Origin of the sequence: Methylobacterium tardum (assembly GCF_023546765.1) — a bacterium.
Taxonomy (GTDB): Bacteria; Pseudomonadota; Alphaproteobacteria; order Rhizobiales; family Beijerinckiaceae; genus Methylobacterium; species Methylobacterium tardum.
Genome location: NZ_CP097484.1, coordinates 3,748,869 through 3,773,223, shown reverse-complemented (window position 1 = coordinate 3,773,223; position 24,355 = coordinate 3,748,869). Strand labels below are relative to the sequence as shown.

At 68.8% G+C, this 24,355-nt stretch carries 19 protein-coding genes and 2 pseudogenes; 9 read left to right on the top strand and 12 right to left on the bottom strand.

Features of this window, described 5'->3' with window-relative positions; all coding sequences use genetic code 11:
• Positions 1-5 precede the first annotated feature (5 nt).
• Both M6G65_RS17970 and xth read right to left on the bottom strand, forming a co-directional pair.
• Positions 6-629: a glutathione S-transferase family protein gene (locus tag M6G65_RS17970; RefSeq protein ID WP_238195041.1), complete on the bottom strand. Its 624-nt coding sequence runs from the start codon at positions 627-629 to the stop codon at positions 6-8.
• A gap of 21 nt (positions 630-650) precedes the next feature.
• A complete protein-coding gene (gene xth / locus M6G65_RS17965) occupies positions 651-1,451 on the bottom strand; it encodes an exodeoxyribonuclease III (RefSeq protein WP_238195040.1) in 801 nt (266 codons plus the stop codon).
• Between the two features lie 95 nt (positions 1,452-1,546).
• On the opposite strand from xth, the gene M6G65_RS17960 reads away from it, so the two are divergent.
• The 3 genes from M6G65_RS17960 to glpX all read left to right on the top strand — a co-directional run bounded on the left by M6G65_RS17960 (position 1,547) and on the right by glpX (position 4,801).
• Positions 1,547-2,233 carry a ceramidase domain-containing protein gene (locus tag M6G65_RS17960; RefSeq protein ID WP_238195039.1) on the top strand — a complete coding sequence of 229 codons (687 nt, stop codon included), beginning with the start codon at positions 1,547-1,549 and terminating at the stop codon, positions 2,231-2,233.
• A 109-nt stretch (positions 2,234-2,342) separates the two neighbouring features.
• Complete coding sequence (locus tag M6G65_RS17955; protein WP_250102658.1) at positions 2,343-3,659, top strand: homoserine dehydrogenase; 1,317 nt, start codon at positions 2,343-2,345, stop codon at positions 3,657-3,659.
• 158 nt (positions 3,660-3,817) lie between these two features.
• Positions 3,818-4,801: a class II fructose-bisphosphatase gene (gene glpX / locus M6G65_RS17950; RefSeq protein WP_238195037.1), complete on the top strand. Its 984-nt coding sequence runs from the start codon at positions 3,818-3,820 to the stop codon at positions 4,799-4,801.
• A gap of 34 nt (positions 4,802-4,835) precedes the next feature.
• On the opposite strand, the gene M6G65_RS17945 is transcribed toward glpX, so the two are convergent.
• Positions 4,836-5,792: a L,D-transpeptidase gene (locus M6G65_RS17945; RefSeq protein ID WP_238195036.1), complete on the bottom strand. Its 957-nt coding sequence runs from the start codon at positions 5,790-5,792 to the stop codon at positions 4,836-4,838.
• A gap of 498 nt (positions 5,793-6,290) precedes the next feature.
• On the opposite strand from M6G65_RS17945, the gene M6G65_RS17940 reads away from it, so the two are divergent.
• The 4 genes from M6G65_RS17940 to M6G65_RS17925 all read left to right on the top strand — a co-directional run bounded on the left by M6G65_RS17940 (position 6,291) and on the right by M6G65_RS17925 (position 11,122).
• The gene (locus M6G65_RS17940; protein WP_250102657.1) at positions 6,291-7,541 is read left to right on the top strand and encodes a nitrate/nitrite transporter; all 1,251 of its coding nucleotides are present in this window, start codon (positions 6,291-6,293) and stop codon (positions 7,539-7,541) included.
• A 225-nt stretch (positions 7,542-7,766) separates the two neighbouring features.
• Positions 7,767-9,059 (top strand): MFS transporter, encoded by a 1,293-nt coding sequence (locus M6G65_RS17935; RefSeq protein WP_238195034.1) that lies wholly within the window; start codon positions 7,767-7,769, stop codon positions 9,057-9,059.
• A 6-nt stretch (positions 9,060-9,065) separates the two neighbouring features.
• Positions 9,066-10,286 carry a CaiB/BaiF CoA transferase family protein gene (locus M6G65_RS17930; protein ID WP_238195033.1) on the top strand — a complete coding sequence of 407 codons (1,221 nt, stop codon included), beginning with the start codon at positions 9,066-9,068 and terminating at the stop codon, positions 10,284-10,286.
• 23 nt (positions 10,287-10,309) lie between these two features.
• Entirely contained in the window at positions 10,310-11,122 is an 813-nt protein-coding gene (locus M6G65_RS17925; protein ID WP_250102656.1) for an enoyl-CoA hydratase/isomerase family protein, read from the top strand.
• 9 nt (positions 11,123-11,131) lie between these two features.
• Here the strand turns inward: M6G65_RS17925 and M6G65_RS17920 are convergent, their stop codons facing one another.
• The 4 genes from M6G65_RS17920 to dctP all read right to left on the bottom strand — a co-directional run bounded on the left by M6G65_RS17920 (position 11,132) and on the right by dctP (position 14,894).
• Complete coding sequence (locus M6G65_RS17920; RefSeq protein ID WP_238195031.1) at positions 11,132-11,599, bottom strand: YbaK/EbsC family protein; 468 nt, start codon at positions 11,597-11,599, stop codon at positions 11,132-11,134.
• Between the two features lie 234 nt (positions 11,600-11,833).
• The gene (locus tag M6G65_RS17915; RefSeq protein WP_192707581.1) at positions 11,834-13,186 is read right to left on the bottom strand and encodes a TRAP transporter large permease; all 1,353 of its coding nucleotides are present in this window, start codon (positions 13,184-13,186) and stop codon (positions 11,834-11,836) included.
• Positions 13,183-13,875 (bottom strand): TRAP transporter small permease, encoded by a 693-nt coding sequence (locus tag M6G65_RS17910; RefSeq protein WP_250102655.1) that lies wholly within the window; start codon positions 13,873-13,875, stop codon positions 13,183-13,185. Before M6G65_RS17910 ends, M6G65_RS17915 begins: the two co-directional genes overlap by 4 nt.
• The gene (dctP, locus tag M6G65_RS17905) at positions 13,872-14,894 is read right to left on the bottom strand and encodes a TRAP transporter substrate-binding protein DctP (protein ID WP_238195029.1); all 1,023 of its coding nucleotides are present in this window, start codon (positions 14,892-14,894) and stop codon (positions 13,872-13,874) included. The genes M6G65_RS17910 and dctP overlap by 4 nt, the downstream gene beginning before the upstream one ends.
• 172 nt (positions 14,895-15,066) lie before the next feature.
• Here dctP and M6G65_RS17900 point away from each other — a divergent pair, with 172 nt between their 5' ends.
• Positions 15,067-15,720: a GntR family transcriptional regulator gene (locus tag M6G65_RS17900; protein ID WP_238195028.1), complete on the top strand. Its 654-nt coding sequence runs from the start codon at positions 15,067-15,069 to the stop codon at positions 15,718-15,720.
• A gap of 16 nt (positions 15,721-15,736) precedes the next feature.
• Here the strand turns inward: M6G65_RS17900 and M6G65_RS17895 are convergent, their stop codons facing one another.
• The 5 genes and pseudogenes from M6G65_RS17895 to M6G65_RS17875 form a co-directional block, all read right to left on the bottom strand.
• Positions 15,737-16,417, bottom strand: coding sequence for a GntR family transcriptional regulator (locus tag M6G65_RS17895; protein WP_238195027.1), 681 nt, complete (start codon positions 16,415-16,417; stop codon positions 15,737-15,739).
• 59 nt (positions 16,418-16,476) lie between these two features.
• Positions 16,477-19,427, bottom strand: a pseudogene (locus M6G65_RS17890) (FAD-binding and (Fe-S)-binding domain-containing protein).
• Between the two features lie 115 nt (positions 19,428-19,542).
• A pseudogene (locus tag M6G65_RS17885) lies at positions 19,543-21,349 on the bottom strand (IlvD/Edd family dehydratase).
• A 140-nt stretch (positions 21,350-21,489) separates the two neighbouring features.
• The gene (locus M6G65_RS17880) at positions 21,490-22,257 is read right to left on the bottom strand and encodes an SDR family oxidoreductase (protein ID WP_250102654.1); all 768 of its coding nucleotides are present in this window, start codon (positions 22,255-22,257) and stop codon (positions 21,490-21,492) included.
• Between the two features lie 2 nt (positions 22,258-22,259).
• Positions 22,260-22,973, bottom strand: a complete 714-nt coding sequence (locus tag M6G65_RS17875) for a GntR family transcriptional regulator (protein ID WP_238195023.1) — start codon at positions 22,971-22,973, stop codon at positions 22,260-22,262.
• Positions 22,974-23,031: 58 nt separating this feature from the next.
• On the opposite strand from M6G65_RS17875, the gene M6G65_RS17870 reads away from it, so the two are divergent.
• The gene (locus tag M6G65_RS17870) at positions 23,032-24,351 is read left to right on the top strand and encodes an ABC transporter substrate-binding protein (RefSeq protein WP_250102653.1); all 1,320 of its coding nucleotides are present in this window, start codon (positions 23,032-23,034) and stop codon (positions 24,349-24,351) included.
• Positions 24,352-24,355 lie beyond the last annotated feature (4 nt).

Sequence of the window (24,355 nt, the reverse complement as noted above, 5' to 3'; positions counted from 1 at the left end):
GCCGCTCATCGTTTGGCCGCGGCGATCGCTGCGGCGAACGACGGGCGCTCCAGGGTCTCGGACACCCAGCCGGCGAGCTTCGGCCAGCGCGCCGGGTCCACCGTCACCCCGGCGAGCCGGAGATTGTGGAACGGCGCCGCGACGGCGATGTCGGCGATGCCGAATACGCCGGCGACGAGGTAGGGCCCGTCGATCTGCGATTCCAGGTAGTCGAACAGCGGCGGCAACGCCGTGTCGATGGTCCGCTGTGCCAGCGCCTCGTCGCCCTCGACCTTGAACAGGCGGGGCTTAAGGAAGCGCTCGACGAACGGAATGAGCACCTGCCGCGTCAGCTCGCACTCGCCGAACTTGTCGAACCAGCGCGCCCGCGCCGCGTTCCGCGGATCCTTCGGGACGAGGGCCGGCAGCGGGTCGCGCAGCTCGAGATAATCGATGATCGCGCTCGAATCCGCGAGCCGGTAATCCGCATCCTCCATCGCGGGGATCTTGCCCATCGGGCTGGCGGCCCGGAAGCCGGGATCCGGCGCATGGAAGCCCACAGGCCGGTGCTCGAAGGCAATTCCCTTCTCGTGCAGAGCGACGAGGACCTTGCGCACGAACGGCGAGATGCTGCTGCCGTAGATCACCATGACCTGCCCCCGATTTCCCGTTCAGCCAGCCGACAGTTCCACCGTCACCGGGACATGGTCGGACGGCTTGTCGAGTCCGCGCAGGTGCTTCTGCACCGAGGCCGAGACCAGCCGGTCGCAGGCCTGCGGCGAGAGCAGCAGGTGATCGATGCGGATGCCGAAATTCCGCTGCCAGCTTCCGGCCTGATAATCCCAGAATGTGTAGAGGCCATCCCGCGGGTCGCAGGCCCGCAGGCCGTCGGTGTAGCCTTCGGCCAAGATGGCGCGGAATGCCGCCCGGCTCGCCGGAAGGAACAGCGCATCGGAGCGCCAAGCCTCCGGATCGGCCGCATCGGCGGGCTCGGGAATGACGTTGTAATCGCCGGCGAGCACGACGGGGATTTCGTCTTCCATCAGGGCGCGGGCGTGCAGCCGCAGCCGCTCCATGAAGGCGAGCTTGTAGGGGTATTTCGGGCTGTCCACCGGGTTGCCGTTCGGCAGGTAGATCGACGCGACGCGGACGGGCTGTTCCGTCTCACCCGAGATCAGGGCCTCGATGTAGCGGGCCTGCTCATCGGCCGGGTCGCCGGGAAGGCCGCGCCGTACCGAGTCCGGCGCGATCGCCAGCGGCTTCCGAACCAGCAGCGCGACGCCGTTATAGGCCTTCTGCCCCAGCGCCTCGACCGCGTAGCCCGCGTTCTCGATCTCCGCGCGCGGGAACGCCTCGTCCTGGCATTTCAGCTCCTGCAGGCAGACGACGTCGGGCCGGGCCTCGTCCAGGAAGGCGAGCAGGTGCGGCAGCCGCTGCTTGATCGAGTTCACGTTCCAGGTCGTTATCCGCATCGCCTCGCATCCGATCGCCGCCGGCCCGTCATCCGCACTTCGCGTCGCGCTGACAAGGCCATCCTCGCGCAAGGTCGGGGATCTAGGATCGACGGATGGATTGGTTCGAGCCGGTCAGGGCCTATTGCGAGCGCAGCGGGCCGGGATTCTGGGGCGAGCCCGCCAACGCTCTCTCCAACGGCGCCTTTCTGCTCGCGGCCGCAGCCGCAGCCTACCGCGCCCGTACAGCGGAGCCGCCGGACCGCGCCGGTCTCGGCCTGGCGGCGCTGATCGCCGTCGTCGGAATCGGCTCGTTCCTGTTCCACACCTTGGCGGTCTACTGGGCAATGCTCGCCGACGTGATCCCGATCGCGGTCTTCATCTACGCCTATCTGGCGCTGGCGCTGCACCGCTACCTGCGCCTTGCTCCGACGCGCGTCACCGCCGCCACGGTCGGGTTCGCCCTGTTCAACTTCGCCCTCACACCGATGCTGGACGGCTTGGCCGGCGCGGGGGTGTTAAGCCTGACCAACGGGTCCATCGATTACCTGCCGGCGCTGCTCGCCCTGTTCGGCGTCGCCTGGGCCACCATGGGATCGGCCCAGGAACGGTTCATCGGCACCGGGCGCCGGCTTGCCGGCATCAGCGTGCTGTTCCTCATCTCCCTCGCGGCGCGCACCGCTGACCAAGCGGCCTGCGCGGTGCTGCCGTTCGGCACGCATCCGCTCTGGCATGTCCTGAACGCCGCCGTGCTCTACGCCCTTGTGGCGACAGCCGTGCGGCACCGCGAGGCGACCGGCTGACGGGCCCGCAGCCGTCTGGCGGTTTCCTTGCGGCGCAAGCGGAATTCTTGCAGAAGTGCGCGGCATCGGGCGCCCGGCCGGTTGCGGTCGCCCGGGCACAGAAGGGATCATGACAGTGAGCTTTCGCCTCGGGATCGCCGGTCTCGGCACCGTCGGTGCGTCCGTGGTCCGGATGGTCGAGCGCCGACGGGCGGCACTGGCGGCCGCGGGTCTCGATATCCGTGTCACGGCGGTCTCGTCGCGCGACCGGAGCCGCGACCGCGGTCTCGACCTCTCCGGCATCGCGTGGTTCGATGATCCCGTTGCGCTGGCACGCTCGGGCGAAGTCGATTGCGTGGTCGAGCTGATCGGTGGCGCGGAAGGCGCCGCAAAGGCCGTCGCCGAGGCGGCGCTCGGGGGCGGGAAGCCGGTCGTCACGGCCAACAAGGCGCTTCTCGCCCGCCACGGTGCCGCCCTCGCCACTCTCGCCGAGCAGAACGGCGTGGCGCTCGCCTTCGAGGCGGCGGTGGCCGGCGGGATCCCGGTGATCAAGACCCTGCGCGAGGGTCTGCCGGGCAACGCGATCTCCCGCGTCTACGGGATCCTCAACGGCACCTGCAACTACATCCTCAGCCGCATGGAGCGGGAGGGCCTGACCTTCGAGGCCTGCCTTAAAGACGCCCAGGCGCTCGGCTACGCAGAGGCGGACCCGACCTTCGATGTCGAGGGCTTCGACACGGCCCACAAGCTCGCCATCCTGACCAGCCTCGCCTTCGGCACCGCGATCGACGCGGAGGGCGTCTCGGTCGAGGGTATCTCGCGGGTGCAGCCCCTCGATCTGCGGATGGCCGACGAGCTGGGCTACCGGATCAAGCTGCTCGGCGTCGCGCAGGCCGCCGAGGCCGGCATCGAGCAGCGGGTTCACCCGACGATGGTGCCGAAATCCTCGGCGATTGCGCAGGTGATGGGCGTGACGAACGCCGTCACCATCGACGCGGACGCGGTTGGCGAACTCACCCTGATCGGTCCCGGCGCCGGCGGCGAGGCCACGGCCTCCGCGGTGCTGTCCGACATCGCCGACCTCGCCCGCGGGATCGTCCGTCCGACCTTCGGCGTGCCGGCCAGCGCGATGCGGCCGAGCGAGCGGGTCGAGATGCAGCGCCATGAGGGCGGCTACTACATCCGACTGACGGTCCACGACCGCCCGGGCGTCGCGGCGGGCGTCGCCCAGCGCATGGCCGAGCGCGAGATCTCCCTCGAGAGCATCCTTCAGCGCCGCACCGAGAGCGCCGACACGGATCCGCGCGGGCGGTCGGGCCGGCCGGTGCCGCTTGTGCTGATCACCTACGCGGCGACCGAGGGGAGCATCCGGGCCGCGCTCGACGCGATCGGCAACGACGGCCTGCTCGCCGAGCCCCCGCAGGTCATCCGGATCGAGCGCGAGTAACTGCCTGTGCACAAGAATACATCTTGGGCACCGGGCATCGACGCCTTAATGCAGGATATTGGGCAGCGCTGCTGACGGCGTAGGCTGAACGACCGCCCTTCGACGGCGTTCAACCGAGATCCGACTTCAAGATCGGGCTCGGATAAAGGCAGGAAACGATGGCTGACGCTTCCAACCCCGCTCCGCGCGGTGTCCCGCGCACGCTCGCCCTCGAGCTGGCCCGCGTGACCGAGCGCGCCGCCATCGCGGCCGCGCGCTTGCGCGGCAAGGGCGACGAGAAGGCGGCCGATCAGGCGGCCGTCGACGCCATGCGGGACGAGCTCAACGCCCTTCCAATCCGCGGCACGGTAGTGATCGGCGAGGGCGAGCGCGATCAGGCGCCGATGCTGTTCATCGGCGAGCAGCTCGGCCGCGGCGACGGGCCGGAGGTCGACATCGCGGTCGATCCGCTGGAGGGCACGACGCTCTGCGCGAAGGACATGCCCGGCGCCATCGCGGTGATGGCGATGGCGGAGCGCGGCTCGCTGCTCGCCGCGCCGGACGTCTACATGCAGAAGATCGCGATCGGTCCCGGCTATCCGGCCGGCCTCGTCGATCTGGACGCGAGCCCGACCGAGAACATCGCGGCCGTGGCGCGGGCCAAGGGTGTCGAGCCGAACCAGATTACCGCGCTGATCCTGGATCGTCCCCGCCACGCGGCGCTGGTCGCCGAGGTCCGGGCGGCCGGTGCGGCCGTCCGCCTGATCTCGGATGGCGACATCGCCGGCATCATCTTCACCGCCAGCCCGGAGGAGACGGGCATCGACCTGTATCTCGGGACCGGCGCGGCCCCCGAGGGCGTGCTCGCCGCCGCGGCCATGCGGTGCATCGGCGGCCAGATGCAGGGGCGCCTGATCCTCGATACGCCGGAGCGCCGCCGGCGGGCGGCCGAGATGGGGATCGAAGATCTCGACCGGAAATACGATCTCACCGATCTCGTGAGCGGCGACGTGATCGTCGCCGCCACTGGGGTGACCGACGGCGCGCTCCTGCGCGGCGTCCGGTTCAAGCCGGATCGGATCCAGACCGAGACGCTGGTCTATCGCTCCGAGGCGGGCACGGTGCGCCGCATCCTCGGCGAGCACCGCCGCGGCCTGTCCTGATCCGCCGCCGCGGCGCCGCTACAGCCCGGCCGGGTCAGTTCAGGACGACGACCTTGGTGCCGACATTGACGCGGCTGAACAGGTCGATCGCATCCTGGTTGATCATCCGGATGCAGCCCGATGACACGCTCTTGCCGATCGAGAACGGCTCCAGCGTGCCGTGGATGCGGAACAGCGTGTCCTTGTTGCCCTGCCAGAGGTACATCGCCCGGGCGCCGAGGGGATTGCGCAGGCCGCCCGCCACGCCGAGGCCGCTCTGGAGCTTATCGACCTCGCTTGCGAGCTTCGGGCTGCGGGCGATCATCTCCTTGGGCGGGTACCAGTCCGGCCAGGCCTGCTTGGAATTGACCGTCGCGCTGCCCGACCATGAGAAGCCCTGCTTGCCGACGCCCACGCCGTAGCGGCGTGCCCGTCCGTTGGGCTCGACCAGGGTGAGCTGGTGCGCCCGCGGATCGACGATGATTGTTCCGGGCTCGTAGGGGCCGTTATAAGCGATCTCCTGGCGGAGGAACGCCGGGTTCATCTTCTTGTAATTGAAGGCCTGGATCGGGAACACGTCGTCGGTGACCGGCCCGTAGGCCTTGGCGTAGTCGATCGGCTCGTTGTCGGGGGCCCGGAGCACGGCCTTGGCCTTGGCGGCCTCCAGAGGCGAGAGCCCTTCGGCCGGCGGCACGGCGCCCGGACGAGCGGGGACGGTCGGATCCGTGTCCAGCGCGGCGGCCGGCGCGGGCGGTGCGGCTTGGACCGGCGCGGCCGTTGCGGGCGCCGACGGAGCACGGCGGATGAAGTCGGTGCGGCCGGTGTAGGGCAGGTAGCGGCCGCCGCGGCGCACGTAGTAAGCGCCGTTCTGGTCTTGATAGAGCTGGCCGTCGTCCCCGAAGCCATCGATGCCGGACTCGCCGACCGGCCCGCGGCTCTGGGCGTGCGCGGTCGAGGCGAGGGCGAGGACGGTGAAGCCGGCCAGGAAGAGGCGACGGATCGGGGCGGACATGGTTCGAAATTCCTCGGGGGCGACACCCGGGCTCGCCGCGGTGCGCATTCGAGCAGGCCTGCACGAGCGCGCGGCTCAGCTCAGTCCGGGGCTTAGCAAAGATCGCGCTTTATCGCCAAGTTGCTGGCCGCACGTGCGAGCAACTTACAGGGTGTCCGGGCCCCTTTCTGCGGTCCTGTGTTGCCTTCGTGCAGCAATGACCATGACACCACCCTTCACGGATCCGTGAGAGCCGCGCCCGCCCGCCCGTTTGCTCGGCAGGCCTGCCCGGATCGACGGCAGCGGGCCCGTCGAAACCGGTCGCGTACCGCTGTCTTGACCTCAGCTTATGTCGGTCCATCCGCGGTGCCGCCGGCGTGGCACGCTTGCTGCTTGATACGAGGGCCGCGGTCGCCGCGGCATTGGAGCAACGGCGCTCCAGACAGCGGACGGTGTGAGTCCGGATCCCCGGCATGAGCGACCGCGTGACGGTTCGCCCACTATAGACGAGCACCAGCTATGGCCAGCTTCAAGACGGTGATGAAGTCGGGTCACCCCCCGACGCTGTTCGCGGCGTTCCTCTACTTCGATTTCTGTTTCGCGATCTGGGTTCTGAACGGCGCGATGGGCCCGTTCATCACCGAGACCTACAAGCTGACGCCGGCCCAGACCGGATTCATGATCTCGCTCCCGATCCTCGCTGGCGCGCTGATGCGCTTCCCACTCGGGGTCCTGGCGCAGTATATCGGCCGCAAGAACGCCGCGATCACCGAGATGAGCGTGATCATGCTGGCGATGGCCTACGGCTACCTGTTCGTCTCGTCCTACAACGACGTGCTCGCCATGGGCGTCCTGCTCGGCATCGCCGGCGCGTCCTTCGGCGTGGCCCTGTCGCTGGGCTCGGGCTGGTTCCCGCCGGAGCACAAGGGCACGGCGATGGGCATCGCCGGCGCCGGCAATTCCGGAACCGTGCTGGCCGTGCTGTTCGCGCCGCCGCTGGCGCAGGCCTACGGATGGCAGACCACTTACGCCTTCGCGGGCGTGGTCATGCTCCTGCCGCTCGTGGTCATGATCGTGCTGGCCAAGGAGCCGCCGGATTGCGAGCACCAGTCGTTCAAGGAGCACATCTCCTGCCTGTTCACGAAGGACGGCTGGGCCTTCTCGCTGATCTACGTGATCACCTTCGGCGGGTTCGTGGGCCTGTCCAACTTCCTGCCGACCTTCTTCTACGAGCAGTTCGCCGTGACGAAGGTCGAGGCCGGCCGGCTGACCATGCTGGCGGCCTTCATGGGCTCGGGCATCCGGATCGTCGGCGGCTATTTCGCCGACCGGATGGGCGGCATCGCGGTCCTGTCGGTGGTCCTTCTGGCTGCGATCGCCACCTTCCTGTCGCTGACCGCCACGCCGTCCCTTGCGCTGACCACGCTCCTGTTCATGCTGTGCTTCGCGGCGCTCGGGGCCGGCAACGGCGCGCTCTTCCAGCTCGTGCCCCTGCGCTGGCCGAACAACACGGCGGTGGCCGGGTCGATGATCGGCGAGATCGGCGCTCTCGGCGGCGCGATCCTGCCGAACGTCATGGGCCTGTCGAAGCAGTATACCGGCTCGTTCTCGATGGGGTTCATCGGCTACGCGGCCTTCACCGCGATCGTGCTGGGCTGCCTCGCCCTCTGGCAGCGCAAATGGGTCGGCAGCTGGGTGGGCCCGCGCGGTAAGGCCCTCGGGACGGCCGCCGACGCCGAGGCGCAGGCACTCCGGCCGGTGACCGCCTGACCGGCTGCGCAAGGCTGCAGATCCGGTGTATCTTGAGACGGAGGCCCTCGTGGCCTCCGTTTCTCGTTGAAGCTCACGGATGCGATTCGCGTGTAGGACGTACTTCCGCGGTTGCGTTCCGGCGCGCGAAGCGTTTGAATAATGCATTACGAGAGAGTGCCCGATCCAAAGATCGAGGCGCCCGGCGACCGCGAGAGGCGGCGCCCCTGAGTGGAGGAATGGTCGATGGCGAAGCGCTTGAGCGCCACGAACGGCGTGCTCGGCCTGCTCTGCGTGATGTATTTCATCACCTATCTGGACCGGGTGAACATCGCGACCGCCGGCGCCGAGATCATGCGCGAATTCGGCATGTCGAAGACGGATTTCGGCCTGATCCTCTCGGCGTTCGCCTATCCTTACGCGATCTTCCAGGTGATCGGCGGCTCGGTCGGCGACAAGTTCGGCGCCCGCCGCACGCTGCTGGCCTGCGGCATGATCTGGGCGATGGCCACGATCCTGACCGGGATGATCGGGGGCTTGGTCAGCCTGTTCCTCGCCCGGGTCCTGCTCGGCTTCGGTGAGGGCGCGACCTTCCCGACCGCGACGCGGGCGATGCAGAACTGGACGGCGCCCGGCAAGCGCGGCTTCGCGCAGGGCATCACCCACGCCTTCGCGCGGCTCGGCAATGCGGTCGCGCCGCCGATCGTCGCCTTCCTGATGTACCATTTCGGCTGGCGCACCAGCTTCGTGATCCTCGGCGCGGTCAGCTTCGTCTGGGTCGCGATCTGGTATCTCTACTTCCGTGACGATCCGTCGGACCATCCGGCGATCACGAAGGCCGAGCTCGAGACGCTGCCTGCGCCCCGCAAGGTCGGCGCGAAACAGACGGTGCCGTGGGGCGCCCTGACCCGGCGCATGCTGCCGGTGTCCATCACGTATTTCTGCTACGGCTGGACCCTGTGGCTGTTCCTCGGCTGGCTGCCGAGCTTCTTCAAGGAGAATTACAGCCTCGATCTCAAGAACTCGGCGCTGTTCGCCTCGGGCGTGTTCTTCGCCGGCGTCGTCGGCGACACGGTCGGCGGCATGCTGAGCGACTCGATCCTGCACCGCACCGGCAACGTGAAGCTCGCCCGGCTCTCAGTCATCGTGGTCGGCTTCCTGGGTGCCGCGGCGAGCCTCGCGGGCGTGTTCATGACGCGCGACCTGACCCTCGTCGCCCTGCTCCTGTCCTCCGGCTTCTTCTTCGCCGAGCTGGTGATCGGGCCGATCTGGTCCGTGCCAATGGACATCGCGCCGAAATATGCGGGCACGGCCAGCGGGCTGATGAACACCGGCTCGGCCCTCGCCGCCATCGTCTCGCCGATCGTCTTCGGGCTGATCGTCGACCTGACGGGCAGCTGGACCCTGCCGTTCGTCGGCTCGATCGGGCTGTGCTTGCTGGGCGCCGGCCTTGCCTTCACCATGCATCCCGAGCGGGAATTCGTGGAGCCCGCCGCGCCATCGGTCGGTCCGGTGGCCACGGTTCCGGCCGGGGAGTAGCGGTTGATGGTGGCAGCCACAGGACGGTCCGGTCCCCTTGCCGGGATGCGGGTGATCGAGCTTGCGCACATCATGGCCGGGCCGGTCTGCGGGCTGATGCTCGCCGACATGGGCGCGGAGGTGATCAAGGTCGAGAAGATGGACGGCGACGACACGCGTCGCACGGTACCGCCCGCGCTCGAGGGTGAGAGCGCCGCCTACATGATGATGAACCGCGGCAAGCGCGGCATCAGCCTCGACCTGAAGGACCCGGACGGCATCGCGGTGCTGCGCCGGCTGCTGAAAGGCGCCGACGCCCTGATCGAGAATTACCGCGGCGGCACCATGGAGCGCCTCGGGATCGGCTACGAAACCTTGCGCGAGGAGTTTCCGGAACTCGTCTACTGCTCGCTCTCGGGTTTCGGTCGCACCGGGCCCTACGCCGACCGGGCGGGATTCGACCTCGTCGCGCAGGGCATGAGCGGGCTCATGTCGGTCACTGGGGAGGGGCCCGGACAGCCGCCGATGAAGTGCGGACCGCCCGTGACCGACATTACCGCCGGCATCCTTGCGGCGATGGGCGTCCTGGCGGCGTACAGCAACCGGCTCAGGACCGGCAGGGGGCAGGCCGTCGACACCTCGCTGTTCGAGGCCGGGATCACCCACACCTACTGGCAATCGGCCATCGCCATGGCGACCGGCGTCGCGCCCGGGCCGATGGGCTCGGCGCATCCGCTGAACGCGCCCTACGAGGCCTTCGAGACCGCCGACGGCTGGATCACCATCGGGGCGGCCAACCAGACCAACTGGCTCCGGCTGCTGAAGACGATCGGCGCAGAGGCCCTCGCCGAGGATCAGCGCTTCGCCCACAATCGCGACCGGATGGCGAACCGGCACGAACTCGCCGCCACCCTGGCGCCGATCTTTTGCGCGCAGACCTCCGCCGAGTGGCTCGCCCGTCTGGAGGCCGGCGGCGTGCCGGCCGGGCCGGTGCTCGACGTCAACGCGATGCACCAGGATCCGCAGACGCTCGCCCGCGAGATGGTGGTGGAGGTGGATCACCCGCGGGTCGGGCCGATGAAGACGCTCGGTCTGCCGGTGAAATTCTCGGACACGCCCGGCCGCGTGCACGGGCCCGCACCGTTGCTCGGCGAGCATTCCCGCGCGATCCTGGCGGAGGCCGGCTATTCGGCTGCCGAGATCGATGGTCTGATCGCGCGAGGCGTGGTCCGCGAGACCCTGGCCTGAGCCTGCCATCCGGAGACGCTGCGATGAGTGTCCAGCCCGCCACCGACGAGCTGCTGTTCACCACCGACGAGGCCGGCATCGCCCGCATCGTCCTGAACCGGCCCCAGGCCCGCAACGCGATGACCTTCGCGATGTACCAGGGCCTGATCACCTGCTGCGAGGCGATCACCGAAAACCCCGCCGTCAAGGCGCTGATCATCACCGGGGCCGGCGACAAGGCCTTCGCGGCCGGCACCGACATCGCGCAGTTCCGCAGCTTCAACACGGCCGAGGATGCGCTGGGCTACGAGCGCTTCATGGACCGGGTGCTCGGATCCCTGGAACGGCTGCGGGTCCCGACCATCGCGGCAATCGCCGGGGCCTGCACGGGCGGCGGCGCGGCCATCGCGGCGGCCTGCGACCTGCGGGTTGCGACGCAGGACGCGCGCTTCGGCTTCCCGATCGCCCGGACGCTCGGGAACTGCCTGAGCCAGGGCAATCTGAAGCGCCTCTCCGGCCTGATCGGGCCGGCGCGGGTCAAGGATATCATCTTCACCGCCCGCCTCGTCGGGGCAGAGGAGGCCCTGTCCATCGGCCTCGTCGGCGAGGTCGTGGCGGATCGTGCGGCCCTGACCGAGCGGGTCGACACCCTGGCACGGCTGCTCGCCGGTCACGCGCCGCTGACCATGCAGGCGACCAAGGAGGGCCTGCGGCGCACGGCCGAGGACGAGGCTCCGGCCGAGGGCCAGCCGCATCCCGGCGATGATCTGATCCTCATGTGCTACATGAGCCAGGATTTCCGCGAGGGTATGGAAGCGTTTCTGGGCAAGCGGACGCCGGAGTGGAGCGGGCGCTGAGCGCCGCGCTCAGGCCGGCACCGCGCAGACATCGATCCAGGCCGCGTCCGTCAGTTCGGCCATGCGGCCAGGCGCGATACGCACCGAGCTGTGCGTGCTGCCGGCGGCCGGCACCACCTCGTCGAAGGCCTTCAGCGAGAGATCGCAATAGACGGGCAGGGGTGCCCGCAGGCCGAAGGGGCAGACGCCGCCGACCGGGTGGCCGGTGAGCGCCTCGACCTCACCGAGATCGAGCATCCGCACCTTGCCGCCGAAGAACGCCTTGGCTTTCTTGTTGTCCAACCGCGCATCGCCACGGGTTACGACGAGGGCGACCTGATCGCTGACGCGGATCGAGAGGGTCTTGGCGATCTGGCCGGGCGCGACCCCGTGCCCGTCCGCCGCCTCCGCCACGGTCGCCGTGCTGGTCGCGAGCTCGATGACCGCGATGTCGGGTGCCTTCTCGGCGAAGAAGGCGCGCACGGATTCGAGGCTCATGGATCCCTACATAGCTTGGACGATGGCGAGTCCGGAGGCGCGCCGGTGAGGCGAGTCCACCGGCGCCGCGACCGCGACACGCCATAAGCGTCTGCCGCAGAGCCCGCCATCGCGTGGGCGCGGGCCGCCCGCGCGCCGGGCGGGATGCTCGTGTCATCGCTGCGCCCGTCATGCGACAGGCCCCGCTCCCTGAGGAGAGGGGGCCCGCTTGGCGTTGCCGATGAACGGGTGCGCCTACCGCGTCGTCGCCAGCAGCAGATCCGGCAGCCACATCGCGATGCCCGGCACGAGGCACAGGATCAGGATCGCGACCGCCATCAGCAGCACGAAGGGCAGGGTACCCCAGATGATGTCCGACAGCGGGATGTCGGGGGCGATGTTCTTGATGACGAAGATGTTGAGGCCCACCGGCGGATGGATCAGACCCATCTCCATGGTGATGGTCATGACCACCCCAAACCAGACCAGATCGAAGCCTGCCGCCTTGAGCGGCGGCAGGATGATCGGCGCCGTCATCAGGATGATCGAGACCGGCGGCAGGAAGAACCCGAGCACGATCACCAGGGCGAGGATCGTCACCAGCAGCACCCAGGGCGAGAGCTGCATCGCAACGATCGCGGCCGCCGCCGATTGCGAGATGTGCAGGTAGCTCATCACGTAGGCGTAGAGCAGCGACATGCCGATGATCAGCATCAGCATGGTCGATTCCCGCAGCGTCGCGGTCAGGATCGGGGTGACGTCCCGGAAGCGCCAGACGCCGTAGATCGCGGCGATCAGCGCGAGCGCCAGGAGGCCGCCGAGGCCGGCGGTCTCCGATGGTGTCGCGTAGCCGCCGTAGAGCGCCACCATCACGCCGGTGAGTAGCACCACGAAGGGCAGCACCCGCGGCAGCGTCGAGAAGCGCTGCGCCATCGTGTACTGGTCGTCCGTCAGGATCGGCGAGGCCGGGCCGCCGCGCTCCAGGGCCGCCTTCGCGGTCGCGTATTCCGACCGGAAGCGGATCATCGACCAGGCGGCGAACAACCCGACGAGCAGCAGCCCCGGGCCGATGCCCGCCAGGAACAGGCGCCCCAGCGACTGCTCGGCGGCAACCGCGTACAGGATCATGGTGATGGACGGCGGCAGCAGGATTCCGAGGGTCCCTCCGGCCGCGATGATGCCCGCCGCGAAGCCCGGCGAGTAGCCGCGCTTGCGCATCTCCGGGATGCCGGCCGACCCGATCGCTGAGCAGGTGGCAGGGCTCGAGCCCGCCATGGCTGCGAATAGCGCGCAGGCGAAGACGTTGGCGATGCCGAGCCCACCGGGGATCCGGTGCATCCAGGCGTGCATGGCCGAGTAGAGATCCTGGCCCGCCCGGGACCGTCCGATCGCCGCGCCCTTCAGGATGAAGAGCGGGATCGACAGCAGGGTGATGGAGGCCATCTCCTCGTAGACGTTCTGCGCCACCGTATCGAGCGACGCGCCCGGCATGAACGCGACCATGAAGGCCAGGGCGACAAAGCCCAGCGCGAAGGCGATGGGGATGCCGGACAGCATCGCCCCGAGGGTGGCACCCGCGTACAGGAAGCCGATCGCGGCCGTGCTCATCGCTTGCCCTTCGCGGTCATGGTCTGGCCGAGCGGATCCGGACCCCTTGGCGTGATCTCCGGGGCGCCGCGCATATCCGTGTTCAGGTCGGCGCCGAGGCCGATCTTGGGCTTGGCCCAACCGGCCGCACGCGGGCCGTAGACCAGCCCCTCGGCGATCTGCAGCGCGAATTGCAGGCAGAGCAGGCTCATGCCGGCGGACATCAGCGTGTAGGGGATCCAGAGCGGCGGTCCCCAGGTCGATTGCGAGATCTGGCCGTCGACCCAGGCCTCATGGTCCAGCGACCAGCTCTTCCAGGAGAAGAACAGGCAGAAGGCGAGGCTGACGACGTCCGCCAGCAGCAACCGCACCCGGTTGGCCGCCGGCGGCAGCAGGCCGGTGACGGCCTCGATGGCGACGTGACCGCGCTTGGCCTGGACGCCGGCCGCGGAGAGGAACGTGGCCCCGACGATCAGGAACACCGCCATCTCGTCCTGCCACTCCGTCGGCTGCTTCAGGAGGTAGCGGACCACGACGCTGTGGGTCAGAACCGGGCAGGCCGCCACGAGGCAGAGGCCGCCCAGGGCTAGGATCACCCGGTTCAGGAGGCGCATCGCCCGGTCGAGGGCGCCGAGCAGGCCGGGAAGGCGCGGCTCATCGGCCGCGCCGGCTTCAGGCCCCGCCGTGGCGGCGTCGAAGCCGTGGCTCACGCGACCTGCTCCGCGAGCTTCAGCAGTTCCGCGCAGTTTGCGTTCTTGCCGGCATAGTCCTTCCAGGCGGTGTTCCGGGCCAGATCGCGCCACTGACCGAGGGACTTCTCATCGAGCTGCGAGACTTTGGCGCCGGCCTTGGAGAAGATCTCCTCGACGCGGGTGTCATCCTCCTTGGCGCCGGTCTGCCCGAAGGATTCAAGCTCGGTTCCGACGGCCATGATCAGGTCCTGCTGATCCTTCGGCAGCCCGGAGAACACGATCTTCGACATCATGATCGGCTCGAGCATGAACCAGTAGGACCGCTCCCGCCCCGAGGTCAGGGCCTTGGACAGCTCTTCCAGGCGGAACGAGATCAGGCTGGTCGAAGAGGTGATCACGGCATCGCAGGCGCCGGTCTGCATCGCCGCGTAGGATTCGTTCGACGGGATCGACAGTGTTGCGGCGCCGGCCTCCTTCATCATCATGTCCATCTCACGGGAGCCGCCGCGGACCTTCTGGCCCTTGGCGTCGGACGGAGAGACCAGCGGCCGCTCGCGGCTGGCGACGCCGCCGGCCTGCCAGACCCATGACACCAGGATGATCCCCTTCGCGTCGAGGATCTCGGCGAGCTTCCGGCCGACGGGGGCGCCCTTCCAGGCCACCGCCTGAGCGTAGGAGGTCACCAGGGCCGGCATGAGCCCGATGTTGAGCTCCGGTACCTCGCCGCCGGCATAGGGGCTCGGGTAGAGCGACATGTCGAGCGCGCCCTTCCGCATCGCGCCGAACTGGGCGTTGGTCTTCATCAGCGAGGAGCCGGGATAGACCTGCACGTCCAGGGCGCCCTTCGAGCGCTCGCCGACCATCTTGGCGAACTTCCGGCACATACGGTCGCGGAAATCGCCCTCCTCGATGGTGCCGCCCGGAAACTGGTGCGACAGCTTCAGGGTCGTCGCGGCCTGAGCGGCCCCGAGACCGAACTTCAAGACGACCGGCGCCGCGAGCGTGGCGGCGACGAGGGATCGGCGAGTGGGCGTCATTATGCTCTCCCGCACCGCAAACAAGGCGGCTAACAATTGTGCGACGCAATATTGCGGCGCCTCTTTGTATGCATGAAGGACGGCCTTGTATATTTTGTCAATGCTTGCGCATAATCCTCGTGCACAAGACGTCCGCCGTCGCCAAGCGGATCCGGGAGGAGAGGATCGGAGGATGAGCCACGCTCAGCGGCTGCGGCAGCGGATCGAGGACGAGATCGTCTCCGGCGAACTCGCGCTCGGCTCACGGCTCGACGAGAACCAGCTGGCGGCCCGCTTCGGCGTCTCACGCACGCCAATCCGCGAAGCGCTGCTGCAATTGGCGGTGACCGGCCTGATCCAGACGAAGCCTCGGCGCGGGGCGATCGTCAGCGCGCCCGAGCCGCATCTTCTGCTCGCCATGTTCGAGACCATGGCGGAGATCGAGGCCGCCTGCGGCCGGCTGGCCGCCCGGCGCCTCGTCCCAGAGGATGCCATCGCCTTGAGCGCCGCCCTGGACGGGTGCCGCGCGGCCCTGGCGACCGATGACACCGAGGCCTACTACGCCGAGAACTACGTCTTCCACACCGTGGTCTACCGGGCGAGCCATAACGCCTTCCTGGCGGATCAGGCGCTGTCCCTTCACCGCCGGCTGGCACCGTATCGCCGTCTGCAGCTGCGCGTGCGGCAGCGCCTGCCGCAATCGCTCGCGGAGCATGAAGCGATCGTGGCTGCCATCGTCGCGGGCGACGAGACGCGCGCCTCGGAGGTGCTGCGCAGCCACGTGATTGTGCAGGGTGACCGCTTCACCGACTTGGTCGCCGGTCTGCGGGCACCAAGCGCCGCCTGAGACCGCGAGCGGCCGGTCAGGCGGTCTCGACGGCCCCGTAATTGGCTGCGATCACGGACTTCTTTCCACGGATGTGCTCGCGCATCAGCGTGGCGAGGGCTGCGCCGTCGCGGGCGCGCAGCAGTTCGATCATCCGCTCATGCTCGGCCACGGCGCGGGCCCACTGATCCGGAGTTTGGTGCGCGCTGTAGCGCGATCGCTGGATGCGGCCGGACAGGCTCTCGTAGATGTTCGCCAGGATCGTGTTGTGGCTGGCCGCCATGATGGCTTCGTGGATCCGGCGGTTGTGACTGAAATAGCCGGCCTCGTCGGCCGCCTTCCAGGCCGCCACCATCGCCTCGTGATCCTTCGCGATGGCGTCGATCTCGGCCTCGCTGATCGTCCGGCAAGCCAGGTCGCCCGCCGTCGCTTCGAGGCCGGCGATGACCTCCATCATCTCCTCGAGTTCGGTGTCCGAGATGCTTGCGACACGCGCGCCGCGGTTCGGAAGAAGCTCGAGCAGACCTTCGGTGGCCAGGATCTTGATCGCTTCCCGGAGCGGCGTGCGCGAGATCCCGAAGCGTTCGGTCAGCTCGCCCTCGTTGATGCGCGCCTTCGGCTCCATCTCGCCGGAGCGGATAAGCTCGCGCATCCGCTCCGCCACCTCGTCGTGAAGATAGCGACGGCTGATACCGATCCCGGGCTCGATCTTGTTCATGGTCCCCCGACACACGCAGGTCGAAACGACCTGTCGGACATGTGTAGGTGTCCGGCAATTCAGTGTCGAGGCACGAGCGCTTGATCAAGTACGCGAGCCACATGTTCCGCCTGAAGGCCCAGCCCGTCGTGGATCTGATGTCGGCAGCTCGTGCCATCGGCCACCACGAGGTCGCCGGGCGCCGCGGCGCGCAGGGCCGGGAACAGCGACAGCTCCGCCATGGCGAAGGAGGTGTCGATCGATTCCGGCCGATAGCCGAAGGCGCCCGCCATGCCGCAGCAGCTCGATTCGATCACCCGCACGTCGAGGCCGGGCACGGTTCGCAGGACCGTCTCCACGGAACCCATCAGGCCAAAGGATTTCTGATGACAATGCCCGTGCAGGTGGGCGACGCGGCCGCCCTGATGCGCGAGCGGAAGCTCGATCCGTCCGGCGGCGAGATCGGCGGCCAGCAACTCCTCGAACAGGACGGATTGGCGGCCCAGCAGGGCTGCGTCCGCGCCCGGTAGCAGCGCCCCGAACTCGTCCCGGAAGGTAAGCAGGCAGGACGGTTCCAGTCCGACTACCCGGGCACCATCCCGGATGAACGGCAGAAGCGTGTCGAGGGTCCGGCGCGCCTCGGCGCGCGCCCGGTCGGTCTGGCCGGATGCGAGCGAGGTCCGGCCGCAGCAGAGCGGGCGGCGGCCGCGCGCCGGATAGACGCGGTGCAGTCGGTAGCCGGCCGCCTGCAGCACGCGCTCGGCGGCCTCCAGGTTCTCGCGCTCGAAGGCGCGGTTGAAGGTGTCGCCGAACAGGATGACGTCGCGGAAATCGCCCGCGACGTCGCCAGGATGGGCCGGCTCACCCTGCTCGCTCCAGGGCCGGCGCCAGCGGGCAGGGAGCGCTTGGCCGAGAGGCCGGCGAACTTCTCCGACAGGGCGGCCAGCGCCGGATGCTTGTCCCGCAGGTTCAGGAGCGGCGCGAGCTTTGCCGCGACGCCGGCATAGACCGGCATCAGGGCGATCAGCCGCTCCCGGAGCGGCAGGCCGTGCCGGGCGTGGTAGTGGTGCAGGAACTCGATCTTCATCTTGGCCATGTCGACGCCGGTCGGGCATTCCCGGCGGCAGGCCTTGCAGGAAACGCAGAGGTCGAGGGTCCGCTTCATCTCCGAACTGGTGAACGCGTCGGCACCGAGCTGGCCCGAGATGGCGAGCCGCAGGGAATTGGCGCGGCCGCGGGTCAGGTGCTGCTCTTCGCGGGTCGCCCGGTAGGACGGGCACATGGCGCCGCCGGCGAGCTTCCGGCAGGTGCCGTTGTTGTTGCACATCTCGACCGCCGCGCCGAAGCCGCCCCAATCCGACCAGTCGAGGGCCGTCTTCATCGGCTGCGTCACCGCGTAGTCCGGCTTGAACCGGAACAGCGACCGGTCGTCCATCGTCAGCGGGCGGACGATCTTGCCGGGATTGAGCTGGTTCTCGGGGTCGAAGTCGTCCTTCACGGTCTCGAAGGCGCGGGTCAGGATCGGGCCGAACAGCGGCGCGATGTATTCGGACCGCGAGATGCCGTCGCCGTGCTCGCCGGAATACGAGCCTTTGTGGCGGCGCACGAGTTCGGAGGTCTCCTCGGCGATCGCCCGCATCTTCGCGACGTCGCCCCCCTGCTTCATGTCCAGAATCGGGCGGACGTGGAGGCAGCCCACCGAGGCGTGCGCGTACCACGTGCCGCGGGTTCCGTGCTTGGTGAACACCGCGGTGACCGCGTCGGTGTAGTCGGCGAGGTGCTCAAGCGGCACCGCGCAATCCTCAATGAACGAGACCGGCTTTGCGTCGCCCTTCATCGACATCATGATGTTGAGGCACGCCTCCCGGACCTCCCAGACCGATCTCTGGCGGGCGGGCTCCACGACCTCCACGACGGCGTCGGGGAAGCCGTGGTCGGCCATGCAGGCTTCGAGGCGCTTCAGGTCGCGCTTGAGGGCGGCGAGGTCGTCGCCGGCGAATTCCGTGAGCAGCAGGCAGTTCGGCTTGCCGCGGGTGATGTCGGCGAGCGTGGTCCGGAACAGGGGGATGTCGGCACCGAGCACCAGGACGTTGTTGTCCACGAGCTCGACCGCCACCGGGTCCAGCACCACGATGTGGCGGGTGGTCTCCATGGCGTCGCGGAAGGACGGGAAATGGCAGACCCCCATGACCCGATGCGTCGGCAGGCGCGACAGCTTCAGGGTCACCGCGGTGGTGGCGGCGAGCGTGCCTTCGGACCCGACCAGCAGATGCGCGAGGTTGGGCCGTGCCTCGATCAGCGCGTCGAGGTTGTAGCCGCCCACGCGGCGCTGCACCTTCGGGTAGCGCGCCGCGATCTCGTCGCGATGCGTCTGCGCAAGGCCGAGCATGCGCTCGGCCAGCGCCTCGGCCCGGCCGGAGCCGGTGACGCCCGAGACCGCGTTGCCGGTCAGCCCGAAGCCGAAGGCCTCGCCGTCGTGGAACAGCGCCTCCAGGCTCAGGACGTTGTCGCTCATCTTGCCGTAGCGCAGGGAGCGGGCACCGCAGGAATTGTTGCCCGCCATGCCGCCGATGGTGCAGCGGGTTGCCGTGGACGGCTCCACGGGGAAGAACCAGCCGTCGGCCTTCACCCGCGCATTGAGCCGCTCCAGCACCATGCCGGGCTCGACCGTGATGGTACCGGCCTCCGGATCGTAGGCCAGGACGCCGTTGAAGTGGCGCGAGCAATCGACCACCAGCCCCGAGCCGATCGGCTGGCCGTTCTGAGACGTGCCGCCACCGCGCATGATGACCGGTGCGCCGTGCTCGGCGGCGATCCGCAGGGTGGCGGCAATGTCGGCGGCCGAGCGGGGCAGCACCACGCCGGCCGGCATGATCTGGTAGATCGACGCGTCGGTGCTGTAGCGACCGCGCGTGAAGGCGTCGAAGCGCGCCTCCCCCTGCAGCTGCTCCGCAAGCCTGCGCGCCAAGCCGGCATCCAGGCGCGCCGCTGCCCGCGGCGCCGTGGCGATCTGCGCCCCTGATCCGTTCACGTCCCAATCCTCCCGCGGTGGTCCGGGACCACCGAAGGGGGATTGTATTCAAAATTCACAGGTTCGGAAATCGCCTCGCGCGCGCTGCGCGCTTCCGGCGCGGGACGGGGCCGGATCAGTGGTTGTCCCGCGGCACGCCGGAGGCCTGTGCGACCTTCTGGAATTTCACCGCGCCCTTGAGCACCATGCCCTGGTCGAGCTGATCCACCTGATCGCGGTAGATCTCCTGCCAGGGCGTCTGGGTGGCCGGGTAGGGGAAACCGCGGCGACTCGCCGAGGTCCGCCCGCCGCCGCTCCAGCTCCTCGGGCGGGAGCAGGATGTCGGCGCTGCGCCGGTTGAGATCGACGCGGATGCGGTCACCGCTCTGCAGCAACGCCAATCCACCGCCGGCTGCGGCCTCCGGCGAGGCGTTGAGGATGGCGGGCGTGCCGGAGGTGCCGGATTGGCGCCCGTCGCCGATGCAGGGCAGGGAGGTGACGCCGCGCCGGATCAGCGAGCCGGGCGGCTGCATGTTCACCACCTCGGCGGCACCCGGATAGCCGATCGGGCCGGCGCCCCGCATGATCAGGATGGTGTTCTCGTCGATGTCGAGGGCGGGATCGTCGATGCGGGTGTGGTAGTCCTCAGGCCCGTCGAACACGACCACCCGGCCCTCGAAGGCCATCGGGTCGGCGGGATTGCGCAGATAGCGGGCGGCGAATTCCTCGGAGATCACGCAGGTCTTCATGATCGCCGAGTCGAACAGGCTGCCCTTGAGGTTGAGGAAGCCGGCGCGTTCCATCAGCGGCTCGCCGTAGGCGCGGATCACGTCGCGGTTCCAGCTGTGCCGGCCGCGGTAGTTCTCGCCGACGGTGCGGCCGTTGCAGGTCAGGACGCCCTCGTGGACCTTCCCGGCTTCGATCAGCTCGGCGAACACGGCGGGCAGGCCACCCGCACGGAAGTATTCCTCGCCGAGCCAGCGGCCGGCCGGCTGCATGTCGGCGAGCAGCGGGATCTCGAAGCCGACCCGCTCCCAGTCGTCGCAGGTCAAGGGAACGCCGATGTGCTTGGCGATGGCGTTGATGTGGATCGGCGCGTTGGTCGAGCCGCCGATCGCGGCATTGGCCACGATGGCGTTCTCGAACGCCTCCCGGGTCAGGATGTCGGAGGGCTTCAGGTCCTCCCAGACCATCTCGGCGATCCTCTGACCGGTGGCGTAGGCCGCCTGGCCGCGCTCCCGGTACGGCGCCGGGATCGCCGCGGAGCCCGGCAGGGCGAGACCGAGCGCCTCGGCCAGCGCATTCATGGTCGAGGCCGTGCCCATCGTGTTGCAATGGCCGGTGGAGGGCGCCGACGAGCCGACGATGTCCATGAACTGCTGGAAGTCGATATCGCCGGCGGCGTGGCGCTCGCGGGCCTTCCAGACGATGGTGCCCGAGCCGGTCAGCTCCTTGTGGAAGTAGCCGTTGAGCATCGGCCCGACATTGAGCGAGATCGCCGGGATATTCACGGTGGCGGCGGCCATCAGGCAGGCCGGCATGGTCTTGTCGCAACCGGTGAGCAGTACGACGCCGTCGAGGGGATAGCCGTACAGCACCTCGACCAGCGATAGGTAGGCGAGGTTGCGGTCGAGGGATGCGGTCGGCCGCTTCCCGGTCTCCTGGATCGGGTGGCAGGGGAACTCGAAGGCGACGCCGCCCGCCGCCGTGATGCCCTCCCGCACTCGCTTGGCGAGTTCGATGTGGTGGCGGTTGCACGGAGACAGGTCCGAGCCGGTCTGGGCGATGCCGATCAGCGGCTTGCCGGAGCGGAGCTCTTCCGGCGTCAGCCCGTAGTTCAGGTAGCGCTCAAGGTAGAGCGCCGTCATCCCCGGGTTGTGCGGATTGTCGAACCACGCCTTCGAGCGCAGTTCGGCGGGCGTGATCCGGCGTTTGTCGCTCATGGTCAGTCCCTCGCATCGGCGGGTGTCGCCGGCAGAGAGGCTCCGGTCACCCGAACGCGCCGCAGCCTTCGCCGTCTCAGTTTCGAGGATATCTACTCTGCCGCGACGAACTTCGCAGCACCGTCTCGGCTGGGTTGATTTCAGGACAGCATCCGCGTGTCACCGTCGATCGAGATCGCCTGACCCGAGATGGTCCGGCCGCGAGGTGAGCAGAGCAGCAGAATCTGGTCGGCGAGCTGCCGCGCGGTGACGTATTCCTTGACGGACACGAACGAGAAAGCGCGCGCTTCCATCTCGTCGAAGCTCGTGCCCTGCTGCTGCGCCTTCGATTCGAGCACCCGCCGCTGGCGGTCGCCGGCGACGAGCCCGGGCAGGATCGCGTTCACCCGGATTCCGGCGCTGCCGAGCTCGATCGCGAGCGATTTGGTGAAGCCGATGACCCCCCACTTGGCCGCCGCGTACGGGCTCCGCAGGGCGAAGCCAAATTTCCCCGCGGCCGAGGACAGGTTGACGATCGAGGCGTTCGCGCTCTGCCGGAGATGCGGCACCGCGAGGCGCGCGCAGTTGAACTGGCTCGTCAGGCAGACCGTCAGGCACCGGTCCCACTCCTCGGGAGCGATCTCCTCGACCCGTCCGGTCGGCCCGGCGATGCCGGCATTGTTGACCAGCACGTCCAGGCCTCCGAGGAAGTCGACGGCCTGATCCATCATCGCGGCCACCGCGTCGCGATCGGCCACGTCGGTCCGCGTGCGGCCGACCGCGTCCGGCAGGCCGTTCAGAGCCTCCGCGTCGATGTCGCACGCGAAGACGCGTGCGCCCTCTTCCTGGAAGGCGTCGGCGATCCCGCGCCCGATTCCGGCAGCGCCCGCCGTCACCAGGACGCGCAGGCCGGCAATCCCCAGATCCATGGTCACTCCTCTCCCTGATGGTCTCGCAATCCGCCGCGTGACAGGATGAAGTCGGCGGCCTCGCGGATATCCGCCGCGATGGCGGCCGAGGCCGCGGCGCCGTCGCGAATCTCGATGGCCGCCAGAGCCTCGGCGTGCCGCCGGAGCGCGAAGCCCTGGAGCAGCCGTTCCGGATGGGCACGCAGATCGAGGTTGATCACCGGGCCGGCCTTCAGCCAGAGCCGGGCGATGATCTCTTGCAGCGGTGCGAGGCCGCAGGCACCGTAGATCGCGAAGTGCAGGACGCGGTTGAGCTGGACAGCGCGGGTTCGGTCCGGATGCGCGGCCTCGGCCTCCATCCGGAACGCCGCCTCGGCCTGCCGGATCGCCGCGAGCTCGCCGGCCGAGCGCCGCTCCGCGGCGCGCGCCACGGCGATGCCCTCGACGGCGATGCGGGTCTCGGCCAGCGCCCGGAAGGCCGCGGCGCTCATGACCGGCACCCGGATGACCCGGTTCGGCGCCACCTCCAGCACGCCGTCGGCCGCCAGACGGCTCACCGCCTCGCGCACCGGCATCACCGAAACCCCGAGTGCCGCCGCGCTCTGGCGCAGGGACAGCCGGTCTCCCGGCGCCAGCCGGCCGGAGGCGAGCAGGTCCGAGAGTGCCTCGTAGACCGTGTCGGACAGGGTCCGCCGCTCGAGCTGTGGAAGTTCGGCCAGTGCCGAAATGGAACTCATGTGCCGACACTAGACGGAACCGGCACTATCGCGCTAGTGATCTGTGATCACAGTTTGGGTGAGGGCCGGTAGAGCCCATCAAAAAAGCCCGGCTGGAGGAAACGTACGGGAGCGGAACGATGACGGACCGGTTCGGGATTCCTTTTCTCGCCGCAGCCTTCTCAGAGCCGGTGGCGCGGCTCTCCTCGCGCCGGCCCTGGCGAGCCCGGCGCTGTCCCAGGGCCAATCCGACGTCATCCGCATCGGTCACCTGACACCGCGCACCGGCTTCCTCGGGCCGCTCGGCGAGTTCGCCGTTCAGGCCGCCCAGCTGGCGGTCGAGGAGATCAACGCCGCGGGCGGCATCGCCGGCCGGAAGGTCGAGCTGCTCTCGGAAGACAGCGTCAATCCGCAGACCGCCTCGGCCAAGGCCGAGCGCATGGTCCAGCGTGACCGCGTGGCGTGCCTCGTCGGCGAGATCAACTCCGCCTCGGCGCTGGCGATCAGCCAGGTGGCCCAGCGCGAGAAGATCCTGTTCATCAACACCGGCGCCAACTCGGACGCGCTGCGCGGCTCCGACTGCAAGCGCTTCATGTTCCACGTCGAATCGCAGAACACCATGATGGTGCGCGCCTGCGGCCGCGCGCTCCTCGACCGGGGGCTGATCAAGGGCCGGAAGGTCTACGCGCTCACCGCCGACTACGCCTTCGGGCACGATCTGCTGAAGCAGGCCAAGAAATACTTTGCGGCCCACGACGCGACCGTCGTCGGCGAGGACCTGATCCCCACCGAGCTGACCGACTTCTCGCCCTTCCTGCTGAAGCTCCGTCAGGCCAAACCGGACCTCGTAATCTGCAACCTCGCGGGCGCGCAGATCACCAACTTCCTCAAGCAGTTCAGCGAGTTCGGCCTGCCGTTCCCGGTCGCCGGCTTCGGCTTCGACACGGCGCTTGCCTGGGGCGCCGGGCCCGGCAACTTCCTCGGCACGTGGCCGGTGATCTGGCACCACCAGATCGACTCGCCCTCGGCCAAGAAATTCGTGGCGGCCTTCAAGGCCAAATACAAGAAGCCGCCGGAGAACCAGGGCTGGGGCGACTACACGGCGATGAAGATCGTCGCCCAGTCGATGAACGAGCTGAAATCGACCGAATCAATCAAGGTCGTGGAGCACCTCGAATCGGGCGCCAAGTTCGACATCGCCAAGGTTCGCGAGGGTTATTTCCGCCCCTGGGATCACGAGCTGATGCAGGAGATGTTCGCGATCACCGCCCTGCCGGCGGATCAGGTCAAGAACCCCTACGACATCTTCTCCTCGACCGGTCCGCTGCCGGGACCGGGCGAGAGCCTGGAAGTGCTCGCCACGACCCGCGACGAGAACGCCTGCACCTTCCCGGCGTGAGGCG

Excerpts from the sequence above, each read along its gene's own strand:
- M6G65_RS17880 (WP_250102654.1), bottom strand. The coding sequence starts at position 22,257 with ATGGATCTGGGGATTGCCGGCCTGCGCGTCCTGGTGACGGCGGGCGCT.
- M6G65_RS17945 (WP_238195036.1), bottom strand. The coding sequence starts at position 5,792 with ATGTCCGCCCCGATCCGTCGCCTCTTCCTGGCCGGCTTCACCGTCCTC.
- glpX (WP_238195037.1), top strand. The coding sequence starts at position 3,818 with ATGGCTGACGCTTCCAACCCCGCTCCGCGCGGTGTCCCGCGCACGCTC.
- M6G65_RS17895 (WP_238195027.1), bottom strand. The coding sequence starts at position 16,417 with ATGAACAAGATCGAGCCCGGGATCGGTATCAGCCGTCGCTATCTTCAC.
- M6G65_RS17960 (WP_238195039.1), top strand. The coding sequence starts at position 1,547 with ATGGATTGGTTCGAGCCGGTCAGGGCCTATTGCGAGCGCAGCGGGCCG.
- dctP (WP_238195029.1), bottom strand. The coding sequence starts at position 14,894 with ATGACGCCCACTCGCCGATCCCTCGTCGCCGCCACGCTCGCGGCGCCG.
- M6G65_RS17875 (WP_238195023.1), bottom strand. The coding sequence starts at position 22,973 with ATGAGTTCCATTTCGGCACTGGCCGAACTTCCACAGCTCGAGCGGCGG.
- M6G65_RS17925 (WP_250102656.1), top strand. The coding sequence starts at position 10,310 with ATGAGTGTCCAGCCCGCCACCGACGAGCTGCTGTTCACCACCGACGAG.
- M6G65_RS17920 (WP_238195031.1), bottom strand. The coding sequence starts at position 11,599 with ATGAGCCTCGAATCCGTGCGCGCCTTCTTCGCCGAGAAGGCACCCGAC.
- M6G65_RS17970 (WP_238195041.1), bottom strand. The coding sequence starts at position 629 with ATGGTGATCTACGGCAGCAGCATCTCGCCGTTCGTGCGCAAGGTCCTC.
- M6G65_RS17900 (WP_238195028.1), top strand. The coding sequence starts at position 15,067 with ATGAGCCACGCTCAGCGGCTGCGGCAGCGGATCGAGGACGAGATCGTC.
- M6G65_RS17940 (WP_250102657.1), top strand. The coding sequence starts at position 6,291 with ATGGCCAGCTTCAAGACGGTGATGAAGTCGGGTCACCCCCCGACGCTG.
- M6G65_RS17955 (WP_250102658.1), top strand. The coding sequence starts at position 2,343 with ATGACAGTGAGCTTTCGCCTCGGGATCGCCGGTCTCGGCACCGTCGGT.
- xth (WP_238195040.1), bottom strand. The coding sequence starts at position 1,451 with ATGCGGATAACGACCTGGAACGTGAACTCGATCAAGCAGCGGCTGCCG.
- M6G65_RS17930 (WP_238195033.1), top strand. The coding sequence starts at position 9,066 with ATGGTGGCAGCCACAGGACGGTCCGGTCCCCTTGCCGGGATGCGGGTG.
- M6G65_RS17915 (WP_192707581.1), bottom strand. The coding sequence starts at position 13,186 with ATGAGCACGGCCGCGATCGGCTTCCTGTACGCGGGTGCCACCCTCGGG.
- M6G65_RS17935 (WP_238195034.1), top strand. The coding sequence starts at position 7,767 with ATGGCGAAGCGCTTGAGCGCCACGAACGGCGTGCTCGGCCTGCTCTGC.